20 protein-coding genes are annotated in these 19491 nt (G+C 66.9%); 5 read left to right on the top strand and 15 right to left on the bottom strand.

Features of this window, described 5'->3' with window-relative positions; all coding sequences use genetic code 11:
- Window positions 1-152: 152 nt before the first annotated feature.
- Window positions 153-1370 (bottom strand): pectate lyase family protein, encoded by a 1218-nt coding sequence (locus CVN68_RS08310; protein ID WP_100281783.1) that lies wholly within the window; start codon window positions 1368-1370, stop codon window positions 153-155.
- A gap of 118 nt (window positions 1371-1488) precedes the next feature.
- Between CVN68_RS08310 and CVN68_RS08305 the strand changes: the two genes are divergently transcribed.
- Window positions 1489-2043 carry a L,D-transpeptidase family protein gene (locus CVN68_RS08305; protein ID WP_233503638.1) on the top strand — a complete coding sequence of 185 codons (555 nt, stop codon included), beginning with the start codon at window positions 1489-1491 and terminating at the stop codon, window positions 2041-2043.
- 6 nt (window positions 2044-2049) lie between these two features.
- Here the strand turns inward: CVN68_RS08305 and CVN68_RS08300 are convergent, their stop codons facing one another.
- The 11 genes from CVN68_RS08300 to CVN68_RS23645 all read right to left on the bottom strand — a co-directional run bounded on the left by CVN68_RS08300 (window position 2050) and on the right by CVN68_RS23645 (window position 8014).
- Window positions 2050-2532 (bottom strand): Clp protease N-terminal domain-containing protein, encoded by a 483-nt coding sequence (locus CVN68_RS08300; RefSeq protein WP_100281781.1) that lies wholly within the window; start codon window positions 2530-2532, stop codon window positions 2050-2052.
- The gene (locus tag CVN68_RS08295) at window positions 2532-2747 is read right to left on the bottom strand and encodes a MarR family transcriptional regulator (protein ID WP_100281780.1); all 216 of its coding nucleotides are present in this window, start codon (window positions 2745-2747) and stop codon (window positions 2532-2534) included. The genes CVN68_RS08300 and CVN68_RS08295 overlap by 1 nt, the downstream gene beginning before the upstream one ends.
- Before the next feature lie 258 nt (window positions 2748-3005).
- Window positions 3006-3689: a PilZ domain-containing protein gene (locus tag CVN68_RS08290; protein WP_100281779.1), complete on the bottom strand. Its 684-nt coding sequence runs from the start codon at window positions 3687-3689 to the stop codon at window positions 3006-3008.
- A gap of 124 nt (window positions 3690-3813) precedes the next feature.
- Window positions 3814-4506, bottom strand: coding sequence for a 50S ribosomal protein L1 (gene rplA / locus CVN68_RS08285; protein ID WP_100281778.1), 693 nt, complete (start codon window positions 4504-4506; stop codon window positions 3814-3816).
- A gap of 4 nt (window positions 4507-4510) precedes the next feature.
- Window positions 4511-4942, bottom strand: coding sequence for a 50S ribosomal protein L11 (rplK, locus tag CVN68_RS08280; protein WP_100281777.1), 432 nt, complete (start codon window positions 4940-4942; stop codon window positions 4511-4513).
- A 260-nt stretch (window positions 4943-5202) separates the two neighbouring features.
- Entirely contained in the window at window positions 5203-5742 is a 540-nt protein-coding gene (nusG, locus tag CVN68_RS08275; protein WP_100281776.1) for a transcription termination/antitermination protein NusG, read from the bottom strand.
- A gap of 14 nt (window positions 5743-5756) precedes the next feature.
- Entirely contained in the window at window positions 5757-5954 is a 198-nt protein-coding gene (gene secE / locus CVN68_RS08270) for a preprotein translocase subunit SecE (protein ID WP_100281775.1), read from the bottom strand.
- A 264-nt stretch (window positions 5955-6218) separates the two neighbouring features.
- The gene (locus tag CVN68_RS08265; RefSeq protein ID WP_100281774.1) at window positions 6219-6479 is read right to left on the bottom strand and encodes a hypothetical protein; all 261 of its coding nucleotides are present in this window, start codon (window positions 6477-6479) and stop codon (window positions 6219-6221) included.
- A 31-nt stretch (window positions 6480-6510) separates the two neighbouring features.
- Entirely contained in the window at window positions 6511-7089 is a 579-nt protein-coding gene (locus tag CVN68_RS08260) for a YqaA family protein (RefSeq protein ID WP_100281773.1), read from the bottom strand.
- Between the two features lie 120 nt (window positions 7090-7209).
- Window positions 7210-7548 carry a hypothetical protein gene (locus CVN68_RS08255; protein WP_100281772.1) on the bottom strand — a complete coding sequence of 113 codons (339 nt, stop codon included), beginning with the start codon at window positions 7546-7548 and terminating at the stop codon, window positions 7210-7212.
- A gap of 250 nt (window positions 7549-7798) precedes the next feature.
- A complete protein-coding gene (locus CVN68_RS23645) occupies window positions 7799-8014 on the bottom strand; it encodes a hypothetical protein (protein WP_199560237.1) in 216 nt (71 codons plus the stop codon).
- Window positions 8015-8044: 30 nt separating this feature from the next.
- Between CVN68_RS23645 and CVN68_RS08245 the strand changes: the two genes are divergently transcribed.
- Genes CVN68_RS08245 through CVN68_RS08235 form a run of 3 tightly spaced genes read left to right on the top strand, consistent with a single transcriptional unit; the run spans window position 8045 to window position 11033 of the window.
- Window positions 8045-9166 (top strand): 8-amino-7-oxononanoate synthase, encoded by a 1122-nt coding sequence (locus tag CVN68_RS08245; RefSeq protein ID WP_100281771.1) that lies wholly within the window; start codon window positions 8045-8047, stop codon window positions 9164-9166.
- The gene (gene bioD, locus CVN68_RS08240; RefSeq protein ID WP_100281770.1) at window positions 9163-9786 is read left to right on the top strand and encodes a dethiobiotin synthase; all 624 of its coding nucleotides are present in this window, start codon (window positions 9163-9165) and stop codon (window positions 9784-9786) included. Before CVN68_RS08245 ends, bioD begins: the two co-directional genes overlap by 4 nt.
- Window positions 9783-11033: an adenosylmethionine--8-amino-7-oxononanoate transaminase gene (locus tag CVN68_RS08235; RefSeq protein WP_100281769.1), complete on the top strand. Its 1251-nt coding sequence runs from the start codon at window positions 9783-9785 to the stop codon at window positions 11031-11033. Before bioD ends, CVN68_RS08235 begins: the two co-directional genes overlap by 4 nt.
- On the opposite strand, the gene CVN68_RS08230 is transcribed toward CVN68_RS08235, so the two are convergent.
- The 3 genes from CVN68_RS08230 to CVN68_RS08220 form a co-directional block, all read right to left on the bottom strand.
- Window positions 10997-14209, bottom strand: a complete 3213-nt coding sequence (locus CVN68_RS08230) for an efflux RND transporter permease subunit (protein ID WP_100281768.1) — start codon at window positions 14207-14209, stop codon at window positions 10997-10999. The genes CVN68_RS08235 and CVN68_RS08230 overlap by 37 nt on opposite strands.
- 3 nt (window positions 14210-14212) lie before the next feature.
- Window positions 14213-15349: an efflux RND transporter periplasmic adaptor subunit gene (locus tag CVN68_RS08225; RefSeq protein ID WP_100281767.1), complete on the bottom strand. Its 1137-nt coding sequence runs from the start codon at window positions 15347-15349 to the stop codon at window positions 14213-14215.
- Window positions 15350-15422: 73 nt separating this feature from the next.
- Window positions 15423-15755, bottom strand: a complete 333-nt coding sequence (locus CVN68_RS08220) for a hypothetical protein (RefSeq protein WP_100281766.1) — start codon at window positions 15753-15755, stop codon at window positions 15423-15425.
- A 265-nt stretch (window positions 15756-16020) separates the two neighbouring features.
- On the opposite strand from CVN68_RS08220, the gene CVN68_RS08215 reads away from it, so the two are divergent.
- Window positions 16021-19392, top strand: a complete 3372-nt coding sequence (locus CVN68_RS08215) for an amidohydrolase family protein (protein WP_100281765.1) — start codon at window positions 16021-16023, stop codon at window positions 19390-19392.
- Window positions 19393-19491: the final 99 nt, after the last annotated feature.

The raw sequence follows: 19491 nt of genomic DNA, 5'->3' as shown, positions 1-19491 counted from the left end.
CGGCAAATCCCGGTCACTCGCTGTCTCGGACGGAACGCAGACGAGGCAAGCCCCATCTGCGAAGGCGCGCACATAACGAAATGCAGGGCGGAGTCAACCGGTAGGGACACTCGGCGCATCAGCGCCGGGGCTGACCGATCGACGAAACAGGGCTAGCCCGGATACCCGCCTACGTCCCGCTCGTCGTCGATCACCCGACCCTTGCCCCCGCGTACCTCGGTGACGATCCGCCGATCGACGGCGTCGCGCTGCCACGGCCGCGCGCCGGCATCGGCCAGCACCCGATCTTCGACCTCCCCGGACGGCCATGCCGGCAGGCCGGCCGGCCAGAATGGTGGACGGGGCAGGGCGATCACCCTGGGGTTCCGGTTCGAGATCATTCCCAGTGGCGCCATCGCCCGCCCATCGGCGTGGGTACACAGATTGTCGCGGGCATGGAGCTCGAGATCGCCTTGTCCCTCAAGGATCAGAAACGGCAGGTCCTTGCGCGTCGACGGACCGCCGCGCACCACATTGCCGACGATCGCCAGCCGTCCGACCGTCCACTGGTGGCCGAGCCACTCCTCTTCGTTGAGCGCATAATGCATGCAGCGATTGCCGGGATTGTAGATCAGATTGTTCACCGTCACTGCCTGCGCGCCGCCCTTGAACAACTGGTTGCGCTCGTAATTATGCGCATAGAGATTACCGGCGATCAGCACTTGCGTGACATTGTCGTGGATCAGCGACCCCTTGGAATGCTCGCCCTTGGCGTGGCTCGAATGCGACAGGCCCTCGGCGACGATGTTGTTGGTGAAGCTGATCCGCCGCGAGGTGTGCTGGCGCCAGGCTTCCACAGTGTCGCCGCCGGCGAAGCGCGGACCCGAGGCGGAGAGATTCTCGTCGGTCGCCCAGGCGAACGAGCAATGATCGACGATCACGTCGTGCGCGGCGCTGGTCGACAGCCCGTCGACTTCCCAGCCGCTTTTGGACGGCGCGCCGTCGGCCCCGGCGCGCACCCGGATATGGCGGATCACCACGTCGTGCGTCGAAATTCCGATCCCGCCGCGGATCAGCGTGATCCCCGGGGGCGGGGCGCTCTCGCCGTCGATCGTCACGAACGGCTCGCGGATCGACAGGCTGTCGCGGCGCAGGTCGATCACGCCGCCGACCGCGAAGACGATCTGCCGCGGTCCTTTCACTGCCAGCGCCGCGCGCAAACTGCCCGGCCCATCCGAGGCGAGGCTGGTCACGCGCAGCACTTGCCCGCCGGTGCCGCCCCGGGCGCTGGCCCAGCCGCTGGTCGGCGCGATCATGGGTTCCTGCGCGAGCAGCGGGGCATGCCCCGCCGCCAGCGTCGCGCCGAGGAAGCTTCGCCGGTTCAGCCGCAAATCCGCTCTCCCTTTGGCCCTGCGATCGCATGCTTAACGACATGCCGAGCTGTGCCCCTGCGGAACAGTCCAAAAACCATGCTAGCCAGCGGGCGTTTCGCCAGCAATATCGTCGCGCATGAAGACTCGACTCATGCTCCGCAGCCTGCTCCTGCTCCTCCTCGCGTCGCTGCTGATACCTGCCGATGCGGCCGCGGCCGCGGCCGTCGCACCCAAGGGCCCGATCGTCCTCGCGATCCTGACCCCCGACAGCCCGCTCGAGGAAGGCGAATATCTCTGGGAGCCCGAGCGCGCCGCCGCGGGCAAGCTCGAGATCGTCGCCGACGTCGCGCGCGACACGCTCTACGTCTATCGCGGCGGAGTCGAGATCGGCCGGACCATCCTGATCTACGGCGTGGACGAGAAGCCGACGCCGCTGGGATCCTTCCCGATCCTGCAGAAGAAGAAGGATCACATCTCCAACCTCTACAATGCGCCGATGCCCTATATGATGCGGCTGACCTGGGACGGCGTCGCGCTCCACGGCAGCGGCGATACGGTCGACAATCGCTACGCGACGCATGGCTGCATCGGACTGCCCGACGAGTTCGCCGCGTTGCTGTTCCGCGCCGCCAAGCTCGGCGATCGCGTGACGGTCACGCGCAACTGGTTGCCGCAATTCTACGGCGCCTGAGGGGGCTCAGCCCAAAGCGGCAAGCTGTTCGGGGGCGATCCCCAGCCGCCGAAGCGCGCGCGGCACCACGCCATGGCGCAGTGTCGCGGCGGCGGTGAACACCTCGACTGCCCTGAACGGCCCGCCCGACGTCTTGTTGGCAGCCATCGCCTGCAGCAGCGCCTGAGCCGAGCCCGAGGCGTTGAACAGCCCCGCAGGAACATCCTCCGGCAGTGGATCGACATCGCCGGTAGCGTCGGCATCCACGCCGATCGAAGCCAGCGCCTCGGCATATTGCCCGGCGATTGCCGCGTGCAGCGTCTCACGGCTTTGCCCGAGCGCAGCCCAGGCGCGGGCGGCGCTGCCGTCGGGCATGTCGAGCGAGGCGAGCAGGAAATGTTCGGCATCGGGCTCGGCGAGGCCTTCGGTGCGCGCCACTGCCTCGGCCGCCCGGCAAAGCGCGGCGATGCCTGCCATGTCGCGCGCGCGGCGGCGAAGTGCTTGAAACATCATTGGTCTCCCTTGGCAATGAGATGGGCCAGCCGCTTGTGCGCGGCCTGACGGGTCACCCCCAGCGCCTCGGCGACGTCCGCCCAACTCCAGTCGGCGGCGAGCGCCGCACGCACCGCGCGACGTTCGAGTCCGTCGGCAAGCCGGCGCAGCGCGAGCACCGCGGCCAAAGCGGCTTCGGGATCATCAGGGGAGGGGAGGTCGACTGGGGCCATGAGTGTCAACTAAGGTTGACGGAATGGACTGTCAACTGTGGTTGACGAAAACGCGGTGGGCAGCTCTGGTCCGCCGCTTGCCTGGCATCGTCTGCCGGTTCCAATTCTTCCCTCGCGAAGCGGGGAGGGCCACGAAAGGGGTGAGGGGGGCGTGCTGCGAGCGACGTACTGGCGGACAGGCCCCTCCGTTACGCTGCGCGTGACGCCTCCCCCGCTTCGCGAGGAGGATTTTTGCCAATTCGCTGCCGTGCCGTAGCTTCAGAAGTTTGGTTTGCGCAGCAGCCGTTCGCGCAGATCCTGCATCGCGATGCCTTGCGCTGCCGCCACCCGATCGGGCGCGCCGAGTACATTGCCGAGATGCTCGAGGATCTGGCTGGCGCGGTCGAGATTCTGGAGCACGCGCAAATGGCGCTGGAGCATCGCCGGGTCCTCGACCAATTCCTCGCCAAGGGCGTCGATCAGCCGCTGAACGTGAATGACCTCCTCGGCGACGCGCTGCTCGAGCGCTTTCGCGCTCAGGGCACCTGCCGGCGGGGGCGCAGCTTCGGCGGGCAGTGCCGCGCCCGCGCGGACTTCGCTCTGGATCGCATCGACCCGCGCCTGACCAAGTTTGCCGTGGAAGCTCGGCGGGCGCCTACCGGTGATCCACTCGTCCACCGTCGCGGCAACCGAATCGAAGTGGATGCCGCAGCGGCCGCCTTCGCGCCAGACCACCGTCGCCCCGACGGTGATCTCGGCGCGCACCAGCGTGAGCGCCGCACCGGAATTGGGGAGCGTCGCGCCGTCGAGCATCGCGCCGGTTTCGGAGAGATTGCGAATGCGCACCTGCGCTCGCGTGCCGTCGCACTCGATCGTCGCCGCCAGCATCAGATTCTTGCGCTGCGGGCGCGGCTGTTCGCCGCCGGCGGCGCCGTGCGTTCCGTCAGAATTCGAAATGGTCACAGCGTGCCTGCATCGTCCAGCCGATAGGCGGATCGACGTGCCGACGCCATTACGGAAATTTCCGCGCGGATACGAAAAGGGCCGAGGTTTCCCCCGGCCCGCTTCTTATCGGTTTGTCGCAAAATCAGACCGCGGCGATTTCCGCGGCGTCGACCTTGACGCCCGGGCCCATCGACGAGCTCAGCGCGACCTTGCGCAGATACTTGCCCTTGGCGCCGGCCGGCTTGGCCTTGATCACTGCGTCGACCAGCGCGTCGAAGTTCGCGCGCAGGTCTTCCGCCGGGAACGACACCTTGCCGATCCCCGAATGGATGATGCCCGCCTTCTCGACGCGATACTCGACCTGACCGCCCTTGGCGGCCTTGACCGCCTCGCCGACGTTCATCGTCACGGTGCCGAGCTTCGGGTTCGGCATCAGGCCCTTGGGGCCGAGCACCTTGCCGAGACGGCCGACCAGACCCATCATGTCGGGGGTGGCGATGCAGCGGTCGAAATCGATCTTGCCGCCCTGGATCGCTTCCATCAGATCCTCGGCACCCACCACGTCCGCACCGGCGGCAGTGGCTTCGTCGGCCTTGGCGCCGCGGGCGAAAACACCCACACGGACGTCCTTGCCGGTGCCCTTGGGCAGCGTGACGACGCCGCGGACCATCTGGTCGGCGTGACGCGGATCGACGCCGAGGTTGAGTGCGATTTCGACGGTCTCGTCGAACTTCGAGGTCGCGTTCGCCTTGACGATCGCGATCGCCTCATCGACGCCGTGGAGCTTGTCGGCTTCGACAGTCCAGGTCTTCTGCTTCTTGGTCAGCTTTGCCATGGTCTCAGCCCTCCACAACCTGGAGGCCCATCGCGCGAGCGGAGCCTTCAATGATCTTCGTTGCCGCCTCGATGTCGTTGGCGTTCAGGTCCTTCATCTTCGCTTCGGCAACCGCCTGGACGGCCGAGCGCTTGATGGTTCCCGCCGAAATCTTGCCCGGCTCCTTCGAGCCCGACTTCAGGTTCGCGGCCTTCTTGAGCAGATAGGTCGCGGGCGGGGTCTTGGTCTCGAACGAGAACGAACGGTCCGCATAGACGGTGATCACGGTGGGAAGGGGGGTGCCCTTTTCCGTGTCGCCGGTCTGGGCGTTGAACGCCTTGCAGAATTCCATGATGTTGACGCCGCGCTGACCCAGCGCGGGGCCGATCGGCGGAGACGGGTTTGCGGCGCCGGCGGGCACCTGCAGCTTGATATAGCCGGTAATCTTCTTTGCCATGTCACTCTCTTTCAGGGAGCCCAAGCGGGCCCCGATCAAGTTTAGCGGTTCAGACGGACGCCGAGGCGTCCTCCCGCAGGGTCTCCATTGCTATAGCTTTGGAAGGGCGCGCCCCTAACCCAAAGCACGACGAAACGCAAATGCCTTGTCCTCAACGGTGCCTGTACGTTGCGGAAAGTTGACCGGAGGCAAATAAAAAGGCCGGAGCGTTTCCGCGCCGGCCTTTCGAGAACCCTCAAGCAGGACCATATTGGACCCGCTTACTTCACCCGTTCGACATCCTCGAAACCCAGCTCCAGTGGCGTGGCGCGGCCGAAGATCGAGATCGAGACCTTGACCCGGCTCTTGTCGAAATCGAGCTCCTCGACGATCCCCGAGAAGGTCGCGAAATTGCCCGAGGTGACCTTGACCGTGTCGCCGATGTCATAGTCGACATGGACGCGCGCCTTGGGCGCCGCGGAGGCAGCCTCTTCCTTGGTGTTGAGGATGCGTGCGGCCTCGGCCTCGGTGATCGGCTGGGGCTTGCCCGACGATCCGAGGAATCCGGTCACCTTCGGCGTGTTCTTGACGAGGTGATAGACGTCGTCGTTCATCTCGAGCTTGGCGAGCACATAGCCCGGGAAGAACTTGCGCTCGGACTGGATCTTTTTGCCGCGGCGAACCTCGGTGACGGTCTCGGTCGGGACTTCGACCGCCTCGACCAGACGGTCGAGACCCAGACGGGTCGCGTCGGCGAGGATCTGGTCGCGGACCTTGCCCTCGAAGCCCGAATAGGCGTGGATGATGTACCAGCGCGCCATGCGTGTCGTATTCCTTACTGGGCCAGACGGAGGAGCGAACGGACGACGAAATCGAAGAACGAATCGACGCCGAGGAAGAAGATGCCGAGCAGAGTCGCCATGATCAGCACCATGACGCCGGTCATGATCGTCTCACGGCGGCTCGGCCACACGACCTTTGCGGTCTCGGCGCGCACCTGGCGCATGAATTCGAGGGGACTGGTCTTCGCCACCGGGGGCATCCTCGTCAAAAAAAGGTCCCTTCAGCGAGGCATGGGTCCGCCGCCGCTCCTTCCGGGGGAAGGACCGGCGTGTTCCCATCACGCTGTCGGATTGGAACGGGTATCTAGCGAGGGCAGGGGGCAAAAGCAAGCGGCGCGCTGCTGTTCAAAACGCTCTTGCCGGGAGCGAGGGGAAGTAGCCCTAAACGAAAGAGGCGCTCCGACCTGAACGGAGCGCCCCTCATCTCTCATCGGCCGCAGCGTCTCCGCTCGAGCCTAGGGGCTGTCGGGTTCGTCGTCGCCGAAGATGTTGATCACGCCGGTCACTTCGAGCAACGCCACCACCGCTACGATACCGATGATCGCGAACAGCGGGGTGCCCACGAGTTTGCTTTCCTTCTGCGCAGCCGTGCTGGTGCGCGCTTCGGCCGCGGGCGCGTTGCGCAGGCTGAGTGCAGAGGCCGAACCCGCCTGTGCCGCCGTCGTTGCCAACAGCATGGACGAAGCGGCTACGATCACCGCCAGTTTCTTGAACATATACGGTCCCCTTCAGAAGTGTTCTGATCGTCTAAAGCATTGCCACCGCGGCAAAACCGCCGACGAGCAGGATCAGGAAGCCCCAGGCGAACAAATTCAACCTTTTTTCGATGAACGCCTGCACGGGTTCGCCGAACCGCTTGAGCAATGCGGCGATGAGGAAGAATCGCGCGGCGCGCGTAATGGTTGCAAGCAATATGAAAAGTGGAAAATTGAAGTGGAAAAGTCCGCTTGCGATGGTAACCAGCTTGAAGGGGATCGGGGTCAGGCCTTTGACCAGGATGATCGCCGCGCCATATTGATCATAGCCGTGGCGCAGCGCCTCGATCTTGCTTTCCATATGGTAGAGCTGGACCAGCCACTGGCCAACGCTCTCCATAAGATAATAGCCGATCGCATAGCCGAATATGCCGCCGAGGATCGAAGCGATCGTGCACACCGCGGCGATCCGATAAGCATGCTCGCGCCGTGCGAGCACCATGGGGAGCAGCATCACGTCGGGCGGGACGGGGAAGAAGCTGCTCTCGGCGAAGGAGACGAGCGCGAGGCTGCGCAGCGCGTGGCGATGATGCGCCATGCGCAGCACCCAGTCGTACATCGGGCGAAACATGCGGTCTCCGGAATGGTTTGGCGGTTCCTGCCGCATTCGCAGCCGCAGCGAAAGCCGCAAATGCGCCAGTCCGGGAGATGTTCGGGAGGAGCCCGATCACATCGGGCAAGGCGCGAGCGCTCAGCCCGAATAATTGAGCGCCGAGACGACCTTGGCCAGATCCGGCGTTCCCGCGGCAGTCAAAAACATGTCTCCGCCGATCTTCGCCGGCGTGGGTCCGAAATCCCGTATCAGGTGACCGCGCATGACCGGCGAGATCAATGCCTCGTCCTGGACGAACTGGGGGCGGGACATCAGCGATGCGGCATGGGCATCGTCGGCCTGCTTGTCGCCGGTGAGATCGCCGAGCCGCTCCATTACGATCGGAGAGGCCGACGGATTTCGCATCGCGTTTCCGGCGGTCAGCAGGATGCCGTACATCAGCACGATCTTCGGCATCGTGACGATATTGAAGATCATGTAGCAGGGAAGATGCCGGAGGTGTCGGTGGCGATCACGAAGACTGGCCTTCGATCGGCAATATCGAGCCGACGTAACGAACATCGGGACCGCCGAGCTCGAACCCGAGAAGCCCCGAATCGCCGAGCCGGGTCATGCCGTGTTCGTGTGCGGCATCGACCAGTTCGGCGTCGCTCGCCCCGGGTTTGGCGAGCCGCAGATTTGGCGCGGATCAGCGGCTCGGGATGCGCGCCGGTGTCGATCACCGTCGTCAGCCCGAACTGGTGCGCCACCTGTGGGCCGTGGGCGCCCTTGAGGAAGATCGCATCGACTTGCCGCGCAGCAAAGCGGCGACTTCCTGAAGCCGCTGCTCGCGCCGCTGGGCCGCGACGACGATGTCATTGTTCCCGGTGCGGGAGGAATCGTCCTCGGGATCGGGCGCGACGACTTCCTCGGTCTTGGTCTCAGGCTCGCCGCCGCTGGCCATGTCCGGGATAATCGCTACAGGTCCCGCGCCATGTCTCAGTTCGCAGCGCATCTCGCCGATCTCGAACAGCTGGACGCGCGTGGCCGCCTGCGGTCGCTGCGGCGGCGCGCGGGTGCGGATTTCGCTTCGAACGACTATCTGGCGCTCGGCACCGCGCCGCGCCTCCATGCTGCGGTGCAGGAGGCCATCGCCCGCGGAGTACCCGTCGGCTCGGGCGGATCGCGGCTGCTGCGCGGCAACGACCCCGAGCACGAACTGCTCGAGGCCGAGGCGGCGGCGTCCTTCGGCGCGGACACGGCCTTGTTCTTCTCGAGCGGCTATGCCGCCAATGTGGCGGCCTTCGCGACGCTCCCGCAACGCGGCGACCTGGTGGTGTACGACGCACTGATTCATGCCAGCGCGCATGACGGCATGCGCCTCGGCCGGGCCGAAACCGCTCCGGTGCCGCACAATGACGCCGATGTCTTCGAGGATGCGATCCTGGCCTGGCGCCGCCGCGGCGGAACCGGGCGTCCGTGGATCGCAGTCGAGAGCGTCTATTCGATGGACGGCGATCGCGCGCCGCTCGACGATCTCTCCGCGATCGCAGCGCGGCACGACGGCTTCCTTCTCGTCGACGAGGCCCATGCGACCGGCGTGTTCGGCGCGGACGGCACCGGGCTTGCCCGCAATCTCCACGGCGCGGAGAATATCATCACGCTGCATACCTGCGGGAAGGCGCTCGGGTGCGAGGGCGCGCTGCTCTGCCTGCCCGGCGTGCTTCGCGATTTCATGGTCAATCGCGCGCGTCCCTTCATCTTTTCGACCGCGCCGTCACCGTTGATGGCGGCTGCGGTCCGCGAGGCGCTTCGGTGCCTCGCGGACGAGCCGGAGCGGCGCGGGGCACTCACCGCGCTGATCGCGCATGCCGAGCGGGTTCTCGCGCCTTGCGGCGTGGTGCCGACCGGCAGCCAGATCCTGCCGCTGATCATTGGCGAGGACGAGGCGACCATGGCGCTCGCCGCGGCGCTCCAATCCGCGGGCTTCGATGTCCGGGGCATTCGCCCGCCAACGGTGCAGGTCGGCACCGCACGGCTGCGCATCTCGCTCACGCTGCATGCTACGCCGTCCGCTGTGGAGGCGCTCGCGGCGGCGATCGTGGCGGCGCAGTGACGGACCGGCGCGCCATCGTAGTCACCGGGACCGACACCGATATCGGCAAGACTGTGTTCGCCGCCGGCCTCGCGGCGGCCATGAGGGCGACCTATTGGAAGCCGATCCAGGCGGGGATCGAGGAAAGGGGCGATACGGCGCGCGTCCAGGCGCTGGGGGTCGCGCGCGTGCTGCCCGAGGCGTATCGCCTCGCCACGCCGTGCTCGCCGCATCGCGCCGCAGCACTCGACGGCATCCGCATCGATGCGCAGTTGCTGGCGCTCCCCGCGGTGGCGGGAACGCTCGTGGTCGAAGGCGCGGGCGGCGTGCTCGTACCGATCGATGGCGAGTTGCTCTATGCCGACCTGTTCGCGCGATGGGCTGCGCCGGTGGTGCTCGTCGCGCGCACCGCGCTCGGCACGATCAACCACAGCCTGCTCTCGCTGGAGGCGCTGCGCAGCCGCGGCGTGCCGATCCTCGGCATTGCCTTTGTCGGGCCGGCGGTACCCGATAGCGAGGAGACCATCGTCCGGCTTGGGCGCGTGCGACGCCTCGGGCGCCTGCCATGGCTCGATCCACTGACCGCCGGGACGCTGGCGGCGGCCTTTGGCGAGGGCTTCGATCTGGGGGCCTTCGCGTGAGCGATTCGCCGGTCTGGCACCCGTTCACCCAGCATGGGCTCGGCGAGCCGATCCCGCAGGTGGTGCGAGCCGAGGGGGCGGCGCTCTATACGGCCGACGGGCGGCGGATCGTCGATGCCATCTCGTCGTGGTGGGTCACCACCCATGGCCATTGCCATCCCGCGATCATGGCAGCGATCCGCGAGGCGGCCGGGCAGCTCGACCAGATCATCTTCGCAGGCTGGACGCACGCACCCGCGGAGGCGGTCGCGCAGGGGCTGCGGGCGCTGATGCCGCCGGCGCTTACGCGCGTGTTTTTTTCCGATTCGGGATCGACCAGCGTCGAGGTCGCGCTCAAGATGGCGCTCGGCTACTGGCGCAATCGCGACGAGCCAAGGCACCGGATCATAGTGATGGCGCACAGCTATCATGGCGACACGATCGGCGCGATGTCGATCGGCGCGCGCGGCGTCTTCAACCAGGCCTATGCGCCCTTGCTGTTCGACGTGGCGACGATCCCGTTTCCCGCGGCCGGCGCTGCACAGGAAACGCTCGATGCGCTCGAGGCCTATTGCCACGAGAAGCCCGCGGCGCTGATCGTCGAGCCGCTGATATTGGGCGCCGGCGGGATGCTGGTCTATCCGGCATGGGTGCTGGCCGAGATGCGCCGCATCTGCACGGACCATGGTGTGCTGTTCATCGCGGACGAGGTGATGACCGGCTGGGGCCGGACGGGTAGTTTACTCGCCTGCGAGCAGGCCGGCGTGGTTCCGGACATATTGTGCCTTTCCAAAGGTCTGACCGGCGGGGCAGTGCCGCTGGCGGTGACCATGGCGACCGAGCCGATCTACGCCGCGCACTACGCCGACGACCGCGCGCGGATGTTCTTCCACTCGTCCAGCTATACCGCCAATCCGATCGCCTGCGCGGCCGCCGCGGCGAACATTGCGATCTGGCGGGAGGAGCCGATTCTTGCTCGCGTCGCCGGGCTCGCGCGGCGGCAGGCCGACCGGATCGAGGCGCTGGCGGGGGTTGCGGGTGTGCACAATCCACGCGTCCTCGGAACGATCGCCGCCGTGGAGCTCGGGGGCGGGGAGGGGGCGTATCTGTCCGAGCTCGGACCGCGGCTCTTGGGCTTTTTCCGGGACCGCGATCTGCTGCTACGGCCGCTGGGCAACACCGTCTATGTGATGCCGCCTTACTGCATCGAGGATGCGGATCTGGATGCGATCTACGAAGCGATTACGGCTGCGGCCGGGCTCGTCTGACCGGATCGCCTTGGGTTGCCGAACCGCGCATAGAGCGTCGGCAGCACGAACAGGGTGAGCAGCGTGGCGCTGATCAGCCCGCCGATCACCACCGTCGCCAACGGCTTCTGCACTTCGGCACCGGCGCCGTGCCCGAGCGCCATCGGAACGAAACCGAGGCTCGCCACCAATGCCGTCATCGCCACCGGACGGAGCCGGGCGAGGGCACCTTCGCGCGCCGCAGTCGCACGATCCATTCCTTCGGCCACGAGCTGCTGGATCGAAGTCAGCATGACCAGCCCGTTGAGCACCGCGATCCCCGACAATGCGATGAATCCGACCGCGGCCGAGATCGAGAACGGCATTCCGCGCAGTACCAATGCGAGCACGCCGCCTACGAGCGCGAGCGGCACGCCGGTGAACACGATTGCCGCATCGCGCAGGTTGCCGAGCGCGCCGTACAGCAGCAGCAGGATCAGCGCGAAGCATGCCGGCACGACCAACGCCAGCCGGTGCCGCGCCGAGGCGAGGTTCTCGAACTGGCCGCCCCATTCGAGCCAGATGCCCGCGGGAAGCTGCACGTCCTTTGCAATCGCCGCGCGCGCATCGGCGACGACGCTGGCGACGTCGCGGCCGCGGACATTGGCCTGGACGACGACGCGGCGCTTGCCGTTCTCGCGACTGATCTGGTTCGGCCCGTCGACCAGCTGGATGTCGGCGACCGAGGCGAGCGGCACGAAGCTCCCCGCCGGCGTCGGCACCGGCGTCTGGCCGAGCGCATCGAGATCGGCGCGCGCCGCGTCGGCGAGGCGGATGACCACCGGGAAGCTGCGATCCCCCTCGTAGATCCGGCCCGCCTCGCGTCCGCCGACCGCGGTGGCGACCGTATCGGCCACGTCCTGCGCGCTCACCCCGATCCGCGACGCGCGATCCTGGGCATAAGCGATGTCGAGCATCGGCAGGCCTTCGGTCTGCTCGACCTTGACGTCTTCGGCGCCGGCCGTGCGGCGAAGCACGCCGGCGATCTTCGCGGCAGTCGCGTTCATCTCTGCGAAGTCGTCGCCAAATATCTTCACCGCCACGTCCGATCGCACGCCCGCGATCAGCTCGTTGAAGCGCATCTGGATCGGCTGGGTGACTTCATAGGCATGGCCGGGGACCTGCGCGAGCCGCGTCTCAATCCGCTCGACCAGCGTGGCCTTGTCCTCGGAAGGATTGGGCCAGTCCTTGCGGTCCTTGAGCATGATGAAGGTGTCGGTCGCGTTGGGCGGCATCGGATCGGACGCGACCTCGGCGGTGCCGGTCCGCGAGAAGACCGTGCGGATCTCGGGCATGCCCTGGAGCGCATGCTCGATCTGCGCCTGCATCTTCTGGCTCTGCTCGACCGAAGTGCCCGGCACACGAAATGCGGAGATGAGCACGTCGCCCTCATCGAGCTTGGGCAGGAATTCCTGGCCGAGCGTGGAGTACCCGCCCGCAGCCAATGCCAATGCGCCCAGCGCGACGCCGAGAGTCAGGCTCGGCCGCTTCATGGCGCGATCGAGGTTCGGCTCGTAGCGACGGCGCAGCCAGCCGATGACGCGCCCTTCCTTCTCCTCGACCGGACGCGACAAAGCGATGGCGATCGCCGCGGGGACGAAGGTGAGCGACAGGATGAAGGCAAACACCAGCGCGATGATCACGGTGAGCGCCATCGGCTCGAACGTCTTGCCCTCGACCCCGGTCAGGGTCAGCAAGGGCACATAAACGAGGATGATGATCGCCTGGCCGTAGACCGAGGGCCGGATCATCTCGCGCGCCGCGCCCGAGACGACGGCGAGCCGCTCGGGCAGGGTCAGGGTTCGCCCCTCGGCATGCTGGCGCCCGGCGATACGGCGCAGCGCATTCTCGACGATGATCACCGCGCCATCAACGATCAGTCCGAAGTCGAGCGCGCCGAGGCTCATCAAATTGGCGGAGACGCCGACGCGCAGCATGCCGAAGCCGGTGAGCAGCATGGTGATCGGGATCACCAGAGCCGCGATCATCGCCGCGCGGAAATTACCGAGCAGCAGGAACAGAACCACGGTGACGAGCAATGCGCCTTCGGCGAGGTTCCTGGTGACGGTGGTGATGGTCGAATTGACCAATTTTGTGCGGTCCAGCACCGGTTCGATCACCACGTCGCGCGGCAGGGAGGGTGCGATCGCCTTGAGCTTGGCGTCGACCCCGGAAGAGACGGTGCGGCTGTTCTCGCCGATCCGCATGATCGCGGTGCCGGTGATCACCTCGCGGCCATTCTCCGACCCCGCGCCCATGCGAACGCCCTGGCCGAGCCGCACCTCGGCCACCTGGCCGAGCGTGATCGGCGTGGCTTCGCGATTGGCGATGACGGTGCCGCGTAGCTGGGCGAGGCTGCGGATGCGCGCGTCGGCGCGGACCGCGAGGCCTTCGCCGTTGCGGTTGACCGTACCGCCGCCGGTCGCGACATTGTTGCGCTCGAGCGCGGTGGCGAGATCGCCGAGCGAAAGCTTCAGCGCCGCCAATTGCTGGACGTCGGGGACGACGAGATATTCCTTCTCGTAGCCGCCGAGCGAGTCGATCCCCGCGACGCCGTCGACCGTTTTGATCTGCGGCGCGACGATCCAGTCCTGCACGGTGTGGAGATAGGTCGCCTTGTCGGCCTCGCTCGCCAGCCGATCGCCTTCGGGGGTGATGTAGCTGCCGTCGGGCTGGAGCCCGGGCTCACCGGGACGATGTTGAGCATGTCCCCGCCCGGCATAGCGCAGGGTCCAGATATAGACTTCTCCGAGGCCGGTCGCGATCGGGCCCATTTCGGGCTTCACGCCACCCGGCAACGCCTCCTGCGCGGCGGTCAGGCGTTCCTGCACCTGCGCCCGCGCGAAATAGATGTCGGTCGAGTCCGAGAAGATCGCTGTGATCTGCGCGAAGCCGTTGCGGCTGAGCGAACGGGTGTTCTCCAGCCCCTTGATCCCGGCAAGCGCGGTCTCGATCGGGAAGGCGACCTGCTTCTCGATCAGCTCGGGCGAAAGCGCCGGGGCGATGACGTTGACCTGCACCTGGTTGTTGGTGATGTCGGGCACTGCGTCGATCGGCAGGCGCGCGAGCGAGATGCCGCCGATGATCGCGGCGATGGCAGTGAGCAGCAGGACCAGCCAGCGCCGGTCGACTGCCCACGTGACGATATGGTCGATCATGGCTCAGTCCTCATGCCCGGCTTCGGCCGCGCCGAGCGCGGACTTGAGCGTGAAGCTGTTGGCCGCGGCGATCCGCTCGCGCCCGGTGAGGCCGGCGGTGACCACGACCATCGCGCCGTCCTGTCGTCCGAGCGTGACCGGAACGGCACGGAAGCCGGTGTCGGTGCGCACGAACACGACGGTTCTTCCCTCCACCGTCTGGACGGCAGTCGAGGGCACGCGGATCGCGCCATCGCCGGTCCCCGGAAGCTGGATCGCGGCGGTGACCGGTTCGCCCGCGCGCCACTGCCCGGCACGATTGTCGAGCATCGCGATCGCGGGCACCTGGCGAGTTGCGGTGTCGAGGGCGGGCGAGACGAAGCCTATCCGCGCCGCTTGGCTGCGTCCGGGCGCGGTGACCTGCACCGTCATTCCCGGCCGCACGCGTCCGGCATCGGCGGGCGACAGCGAAAGCGTGACGCTCAGCCGATCGAGGCGCGCGACCCGGAAAAGTTCAGTCTCTGCCGCATCAGCGGCGAAGGTCTGGCCCAGCATTGCCGAGCGCGCGATGACCTGGCCCGAAATCGGCGCCGCGATCACGATGCGGTTGTAGCTGCCGCCGCGCGCGCCGCTGGCCGCAACCTGTTCGCGCGCAAGCCGCAGCGCCACGTCCGCCTGTTTGGCGGCGGCGCGTGAGATCTGGACTTCGCGCAACGGCCGGAAGCCCTTGGTGTAGAGCGCTTCGTCCCGGGCGAGCGTGGTTCGCGCCAGTTCGGCGCCGGCGGCGGCACGTTGCACTTCGGCCTGCAGGCCCGCCGCCTCGCGGCTTTCGAGCACCGCCAGCGTCTCACCCCGCCGGACGCTGTCGCCGAGATTGTGACGGAGTTCGACGATGCGGCCGGGCACGGTGGCAGCGACGATCCGCGTCGCCTGCGGATCGCTTTCCAGCAATGCGGGGCGCTCGATCGCGCCGCCATTGCCGCCGATCGTCGGGCTGACGACTTCGATCCCCGCCGTGGCGATCTGCCGGGGGGTGAGGGAGATTACGCCTTCTTCGCCATGCCCGACTTCGGCCTCGGCATGGTTCTGGACGGGTTCGCTACCGTTGCCGCAGGCGGCGAGCGTGAGCACGAGCGGCAAGCCCGCGAACGTGATCTTCATGGATCGGCTCCCTTGATCGCGGGACCTCCCCGCCGATCGAGCTATGAATCTGGGCGAGCGCGAATGCGCGGGATCAGCTTCGCGGCGGCTCGAGCGCGGGATCGATCGTGCGCCGGGCAAGCCGCGACGCGCCGGATGCGTCGGGTGCCTCGCGAACGATCGTCATCGGCGAGAGCGAAGCCGAAGCACTCGTCGCCGTCAGATTGTGCCCGTGGCACGTGCCATGATGGTGGGGGACGGATCGGTCGCCGTCGGCAGGAACCTCGTCCGCGTCGCCTTCGGCATGTGCCGCACCGCCGCAGGAGAATTCCGCCGCGCTGTAACTCTCCTGCGCATGCGCGGTCGTCGTCGTCATTAGCGACGACGCGATCAGGCACAGGAGCAGGAGCCATGCGGTGCGAAGCATCGTCAGGGGATAGCGGCGCGCGATGATGCTGTCATCACAATGTCGGCGGGTCGATCGCCAAGGTGGAACCACGCGTCGGGAAGCGAAGTTTCTCGGCCACATGCCGGGAAATTCGAAGGTGCTGGGTCTTCGGCTGATACGCCTCTTTGCGAAACCCTGCGACTGGGTCAGCGAACAGCAGCCATCGAGGCTCTCTTCTCGGTTCGCGCATTGCGCCACTCGACATCGGCGTCGATAGTGCGCAGCTCAGGAAGAAGGGAGAATCATGAAAGCTTACGCGGTCGCGCTCGTCTCGCTGGTTGCACTTGCCGCGCATCAGGCTGCGGCCCAGGTCGCGCCTCCCTCACAGCAAAAGCCGGTGCAGGAGACCCAGTCTCCCGAAGACGAGATCGTCCGCCCGATCGAGCAGCAGACGCCGCAGCCGACCGGCGCGCCCGTGGCCGCGGCACCCGCTGCGCCAGCGACCGTCGCGAAGAGCGACAAGCCGGCCAAATGGGACGTCAATGCACCAACCGGGGCCAGCATCCGCCAGATCCCGATCCGCGTCTCCGAAGGCAGCTGGATGGACCTCGACGTCAGCCCGGATGGCCAGATGATCGCGTTCGCGTTGCTGGGCGACCTCTATACGATGCCGATCGCCGGGGGCGCGCCGAGGCGGATCGCGGAGGGGCTCGCCTGGGAAGTCCAGCCGCGCTTCTCGCCCGATGGCCGGCGGATCGCCTTCACTTCGGACCGCGGCGGCGGCGACAATATCTGGGTGATGAACCGCGACGGTTCGGACAAGCGGCAGGTGACCAGGGAGGAATTCCGGCTGCTCAACCAGCCGAGCTGGAGCCCGGACGGGCGCTATATCGCCGCCAAGAAGCACTTCACCACCGGCCGCTCGCTCGGCACCGGCGAAGTCTGGCTGTACCATGTCTCGGGCGGCGGCGGCGTGATGCTGGTCAAGCGGCCCAACGAGACTCACCAGAAGGAATTGGGCGAGCCGATCTACTCGAAGGACGGCAAGTCGATCTTCTACACGCGCAACGTCACCCCCGGGCCGATCTTCGAATATGCCCAGGATTCGAACACCGAATTGTTCGACATCGAGCGGTACGACCTCGACACCGGAGAAGTGAGCAGCGCGGTGAGCGGTGCCGGCGGCGCGGTGCGGCCGACGCCCTCGCCTGATGGCCGGAAAATCGCGTTCGTGCGGCGCGAGGCGACTCGCTCGAAGCTCTATGTGAAGGACCTCGTCTCGGGCGAGGAGCGCAAGATCTACGACGATCTCGATCAGGACGTGCAGGAGACCTGGGCAGTCACCGGAGTCTATCCCAACATGGCGTGGACGCCCGATGGCAAGTCGCTGCTGTTCTGGGCCAAGGGCAAGATCCGGCGGATCGATGCGGATGGTGCGAACGCCCGCGAAATCCCGTTCACAGTGAACGATACCCGCGGGGTGATCGATGCGCCGCATCCGCAGATCGCCGTTGCGCCCGATCGCTTCACCACCACGATGCCGCGTTTCGCCACAGTATCGCCCGAGGGCGACCGCGTGGTGTTCGAGAGCCTCGGCAAATTGTGGGTCAAGTCGATGGGCGGCGGCGTGGCGAAGCGGTTGACCAGCGGCGGCGACGGCTTCGAGCTGTTCCCCAGCTGGTCGCGCGACGGACGGACGATCGCGTTCGTCGGCTGGACCGACGCGGGGCTGGGACGCATCCGCACCGTCGCGGCCAGCGGCGGAACGCCGCGTGATGTGACCAGCCAGCCCGGACATTATGCCCGCCCGCGCTTCTCGCCCGACGGTAAGACGATCGTGTTCGAGCGGGTTGGCGCCGGCAATCTCACCAGCCCCAATTGGACACAGGATCCGGGCGTGTACCGCGTCGCGGCGTCGGGCGGCGAGCCGGTGCGCGTGGCCAAGGGCATGGCAGCGGCTCAGTTCGGAGCCGCCAACGACCGCATCTTCATGATCGGCGAGGAAGGCAAGGACGGCAAGAGCGAGCGCCAGCTGATCAGCACCGATTTAGGCGGCCAGAACAAGCGCGTCCATGCGAGCGGCGAGATGGTCACCGATTATTCGGTGGCGCCGAGCGGCGAATATGTCGCGTTCCGCCAGAACTATGCCGCGTTCGTCGTGCCGCTGATGCCTGGCAACCAGTCGGTCGGACTGGCGAGCGACGCCAAGGCGCTGCCGGTTACCCGGGCGAGCGCGGGCGGCGCGGATTACATCCACTGGTCGAACGACGGCAAACGGCTGCACTGGAGCCTCGGGCCGACGCTCTACACCGCCGAGACGGCGCAGCTCTTCCCCGACGCGCCGCGGGCCGAAGGCGCCCCCGCGTTCGTTCCGCCGACCAGCGGGGTATCGCTGGCGCGCGAAGTCGCCGCGACAAGGCCCGGCGGGACGGTGGCCATCACCGGTGCGCGGCTGGTGACGATGGCGGATGCTGCGGGCGGGATCATCGACGACGGCGTGGTGGTGATCCGCGGCGACCGGATCGTCGCAGTGGGGCCGCGCGCTTCAATCGCGGTGCCCGCCGGCGCAACCGTGATCGACGCGGCGGGCAAGACGATCATCCCGGGATTGATCGACGCGCATGCCCATGGCCCGGCGGGGAACGACGAGCTGATCCCGCAGAACAATTGGTCGATGCACCAGAATCTCGCGCTGGGCACTACGACGATTCACGATCCGTCGAACCGCTCGAGCGAGATTTTCGCGGCGGCTGAGATGCAACGCGCCGGGCTGATCCTCGCTCCCCGCATCTTCTCGACCGGCGAGATCGTCTATGGCGCCAAGGCGGCCGACGTTTACGCGCAAATCGACAGCCTCGACGACGCGCTGGCGCATGTCCGGCGATTGAAGGCGCAGGGGGCGAACAGCGTCAAGAACTACAACCAGCCGCGGCGCGAACAGCGCCAGCAGGTGGTCGAGGCGGCGCGGCGCGAGAACATGCAGGTGGTAGCCGAGGGCGGATCTTTGTTCGGGATGGACATGAACCTCGTCGCCGACGGCAACTCGACGCTCGAGCATAATGTGCCGCTCGAGACCTTCTACGAGGACGTGCTGCAGTTCTTCTCGCAAACGAAGACCAACTACACGCCGACCCTGGTGGTAACTTATGGCGGACTGGCCGGTGACCCCTATTGGCGGCAGGCGACCGACGTCTATGCCCATCCGCTGCTGCGCGCGCACACGCCGCCCGCGGTTCTGCTCGCCGACAATGCGCGGCGGATCAAGGCGCCGGAGGACAATTTCGTCGACGACGACAATGCCCGTGAAGCCAGCAAGCTGGCGAAGCGCGGCGTGCTCGTCTCGATCGGCGCACACGGGCAGCAGGCGGGGATCGGCGCGCATTGGGAATTGTGGTCGTTCGTGCGCGGCGGCATGACTCCGATCGAGGCGCTGCGCGCGGGAACGATCGTGCCGGCGCAATCGCTCGGCATGGCACGCGACATCGGCTCGCTCGAACCGGGCAAACTCGCCGACCTCGTGGTGCTGGACAAGGATCCGACCACCGACATCCGCAACAGCGACAAGGTGTCGCGAGTGATGCTCGGCGGACGGCTCTACGACGCCGCAACGCTCGACGAAGTGGGGACCGGCACCGCGAAGCGCGGCGCTTATTGGTGGGAAAAGGCGGGGCGGTAGGGACTCGTCGCCCGTCATCCCGGCGAAAGCCGGGATCTCAGGCGGAGGCGCGATGCGGCACGAGATCCCGGCTTTCGCCAGGATGACGAAAAGGGAGAG

Origin of the sequence: Sphingomonas psychrotolerans (assembly GCF_002796605.1) — a bacterium.
Taxonomy (GTDB): domain Bacteria; phylum Pseudomonadota; class Alphaproteobacteria; order Sphingomonadales; family Sphingomonadaceae; genus Sphingomonas; species Sphingomonas psychrotolerans.
The sequence above is the reverse complement of the archived record's forward strand: the minus strand, read 5'-3'. Positions and strand labels throughout refer to the sequence as shown.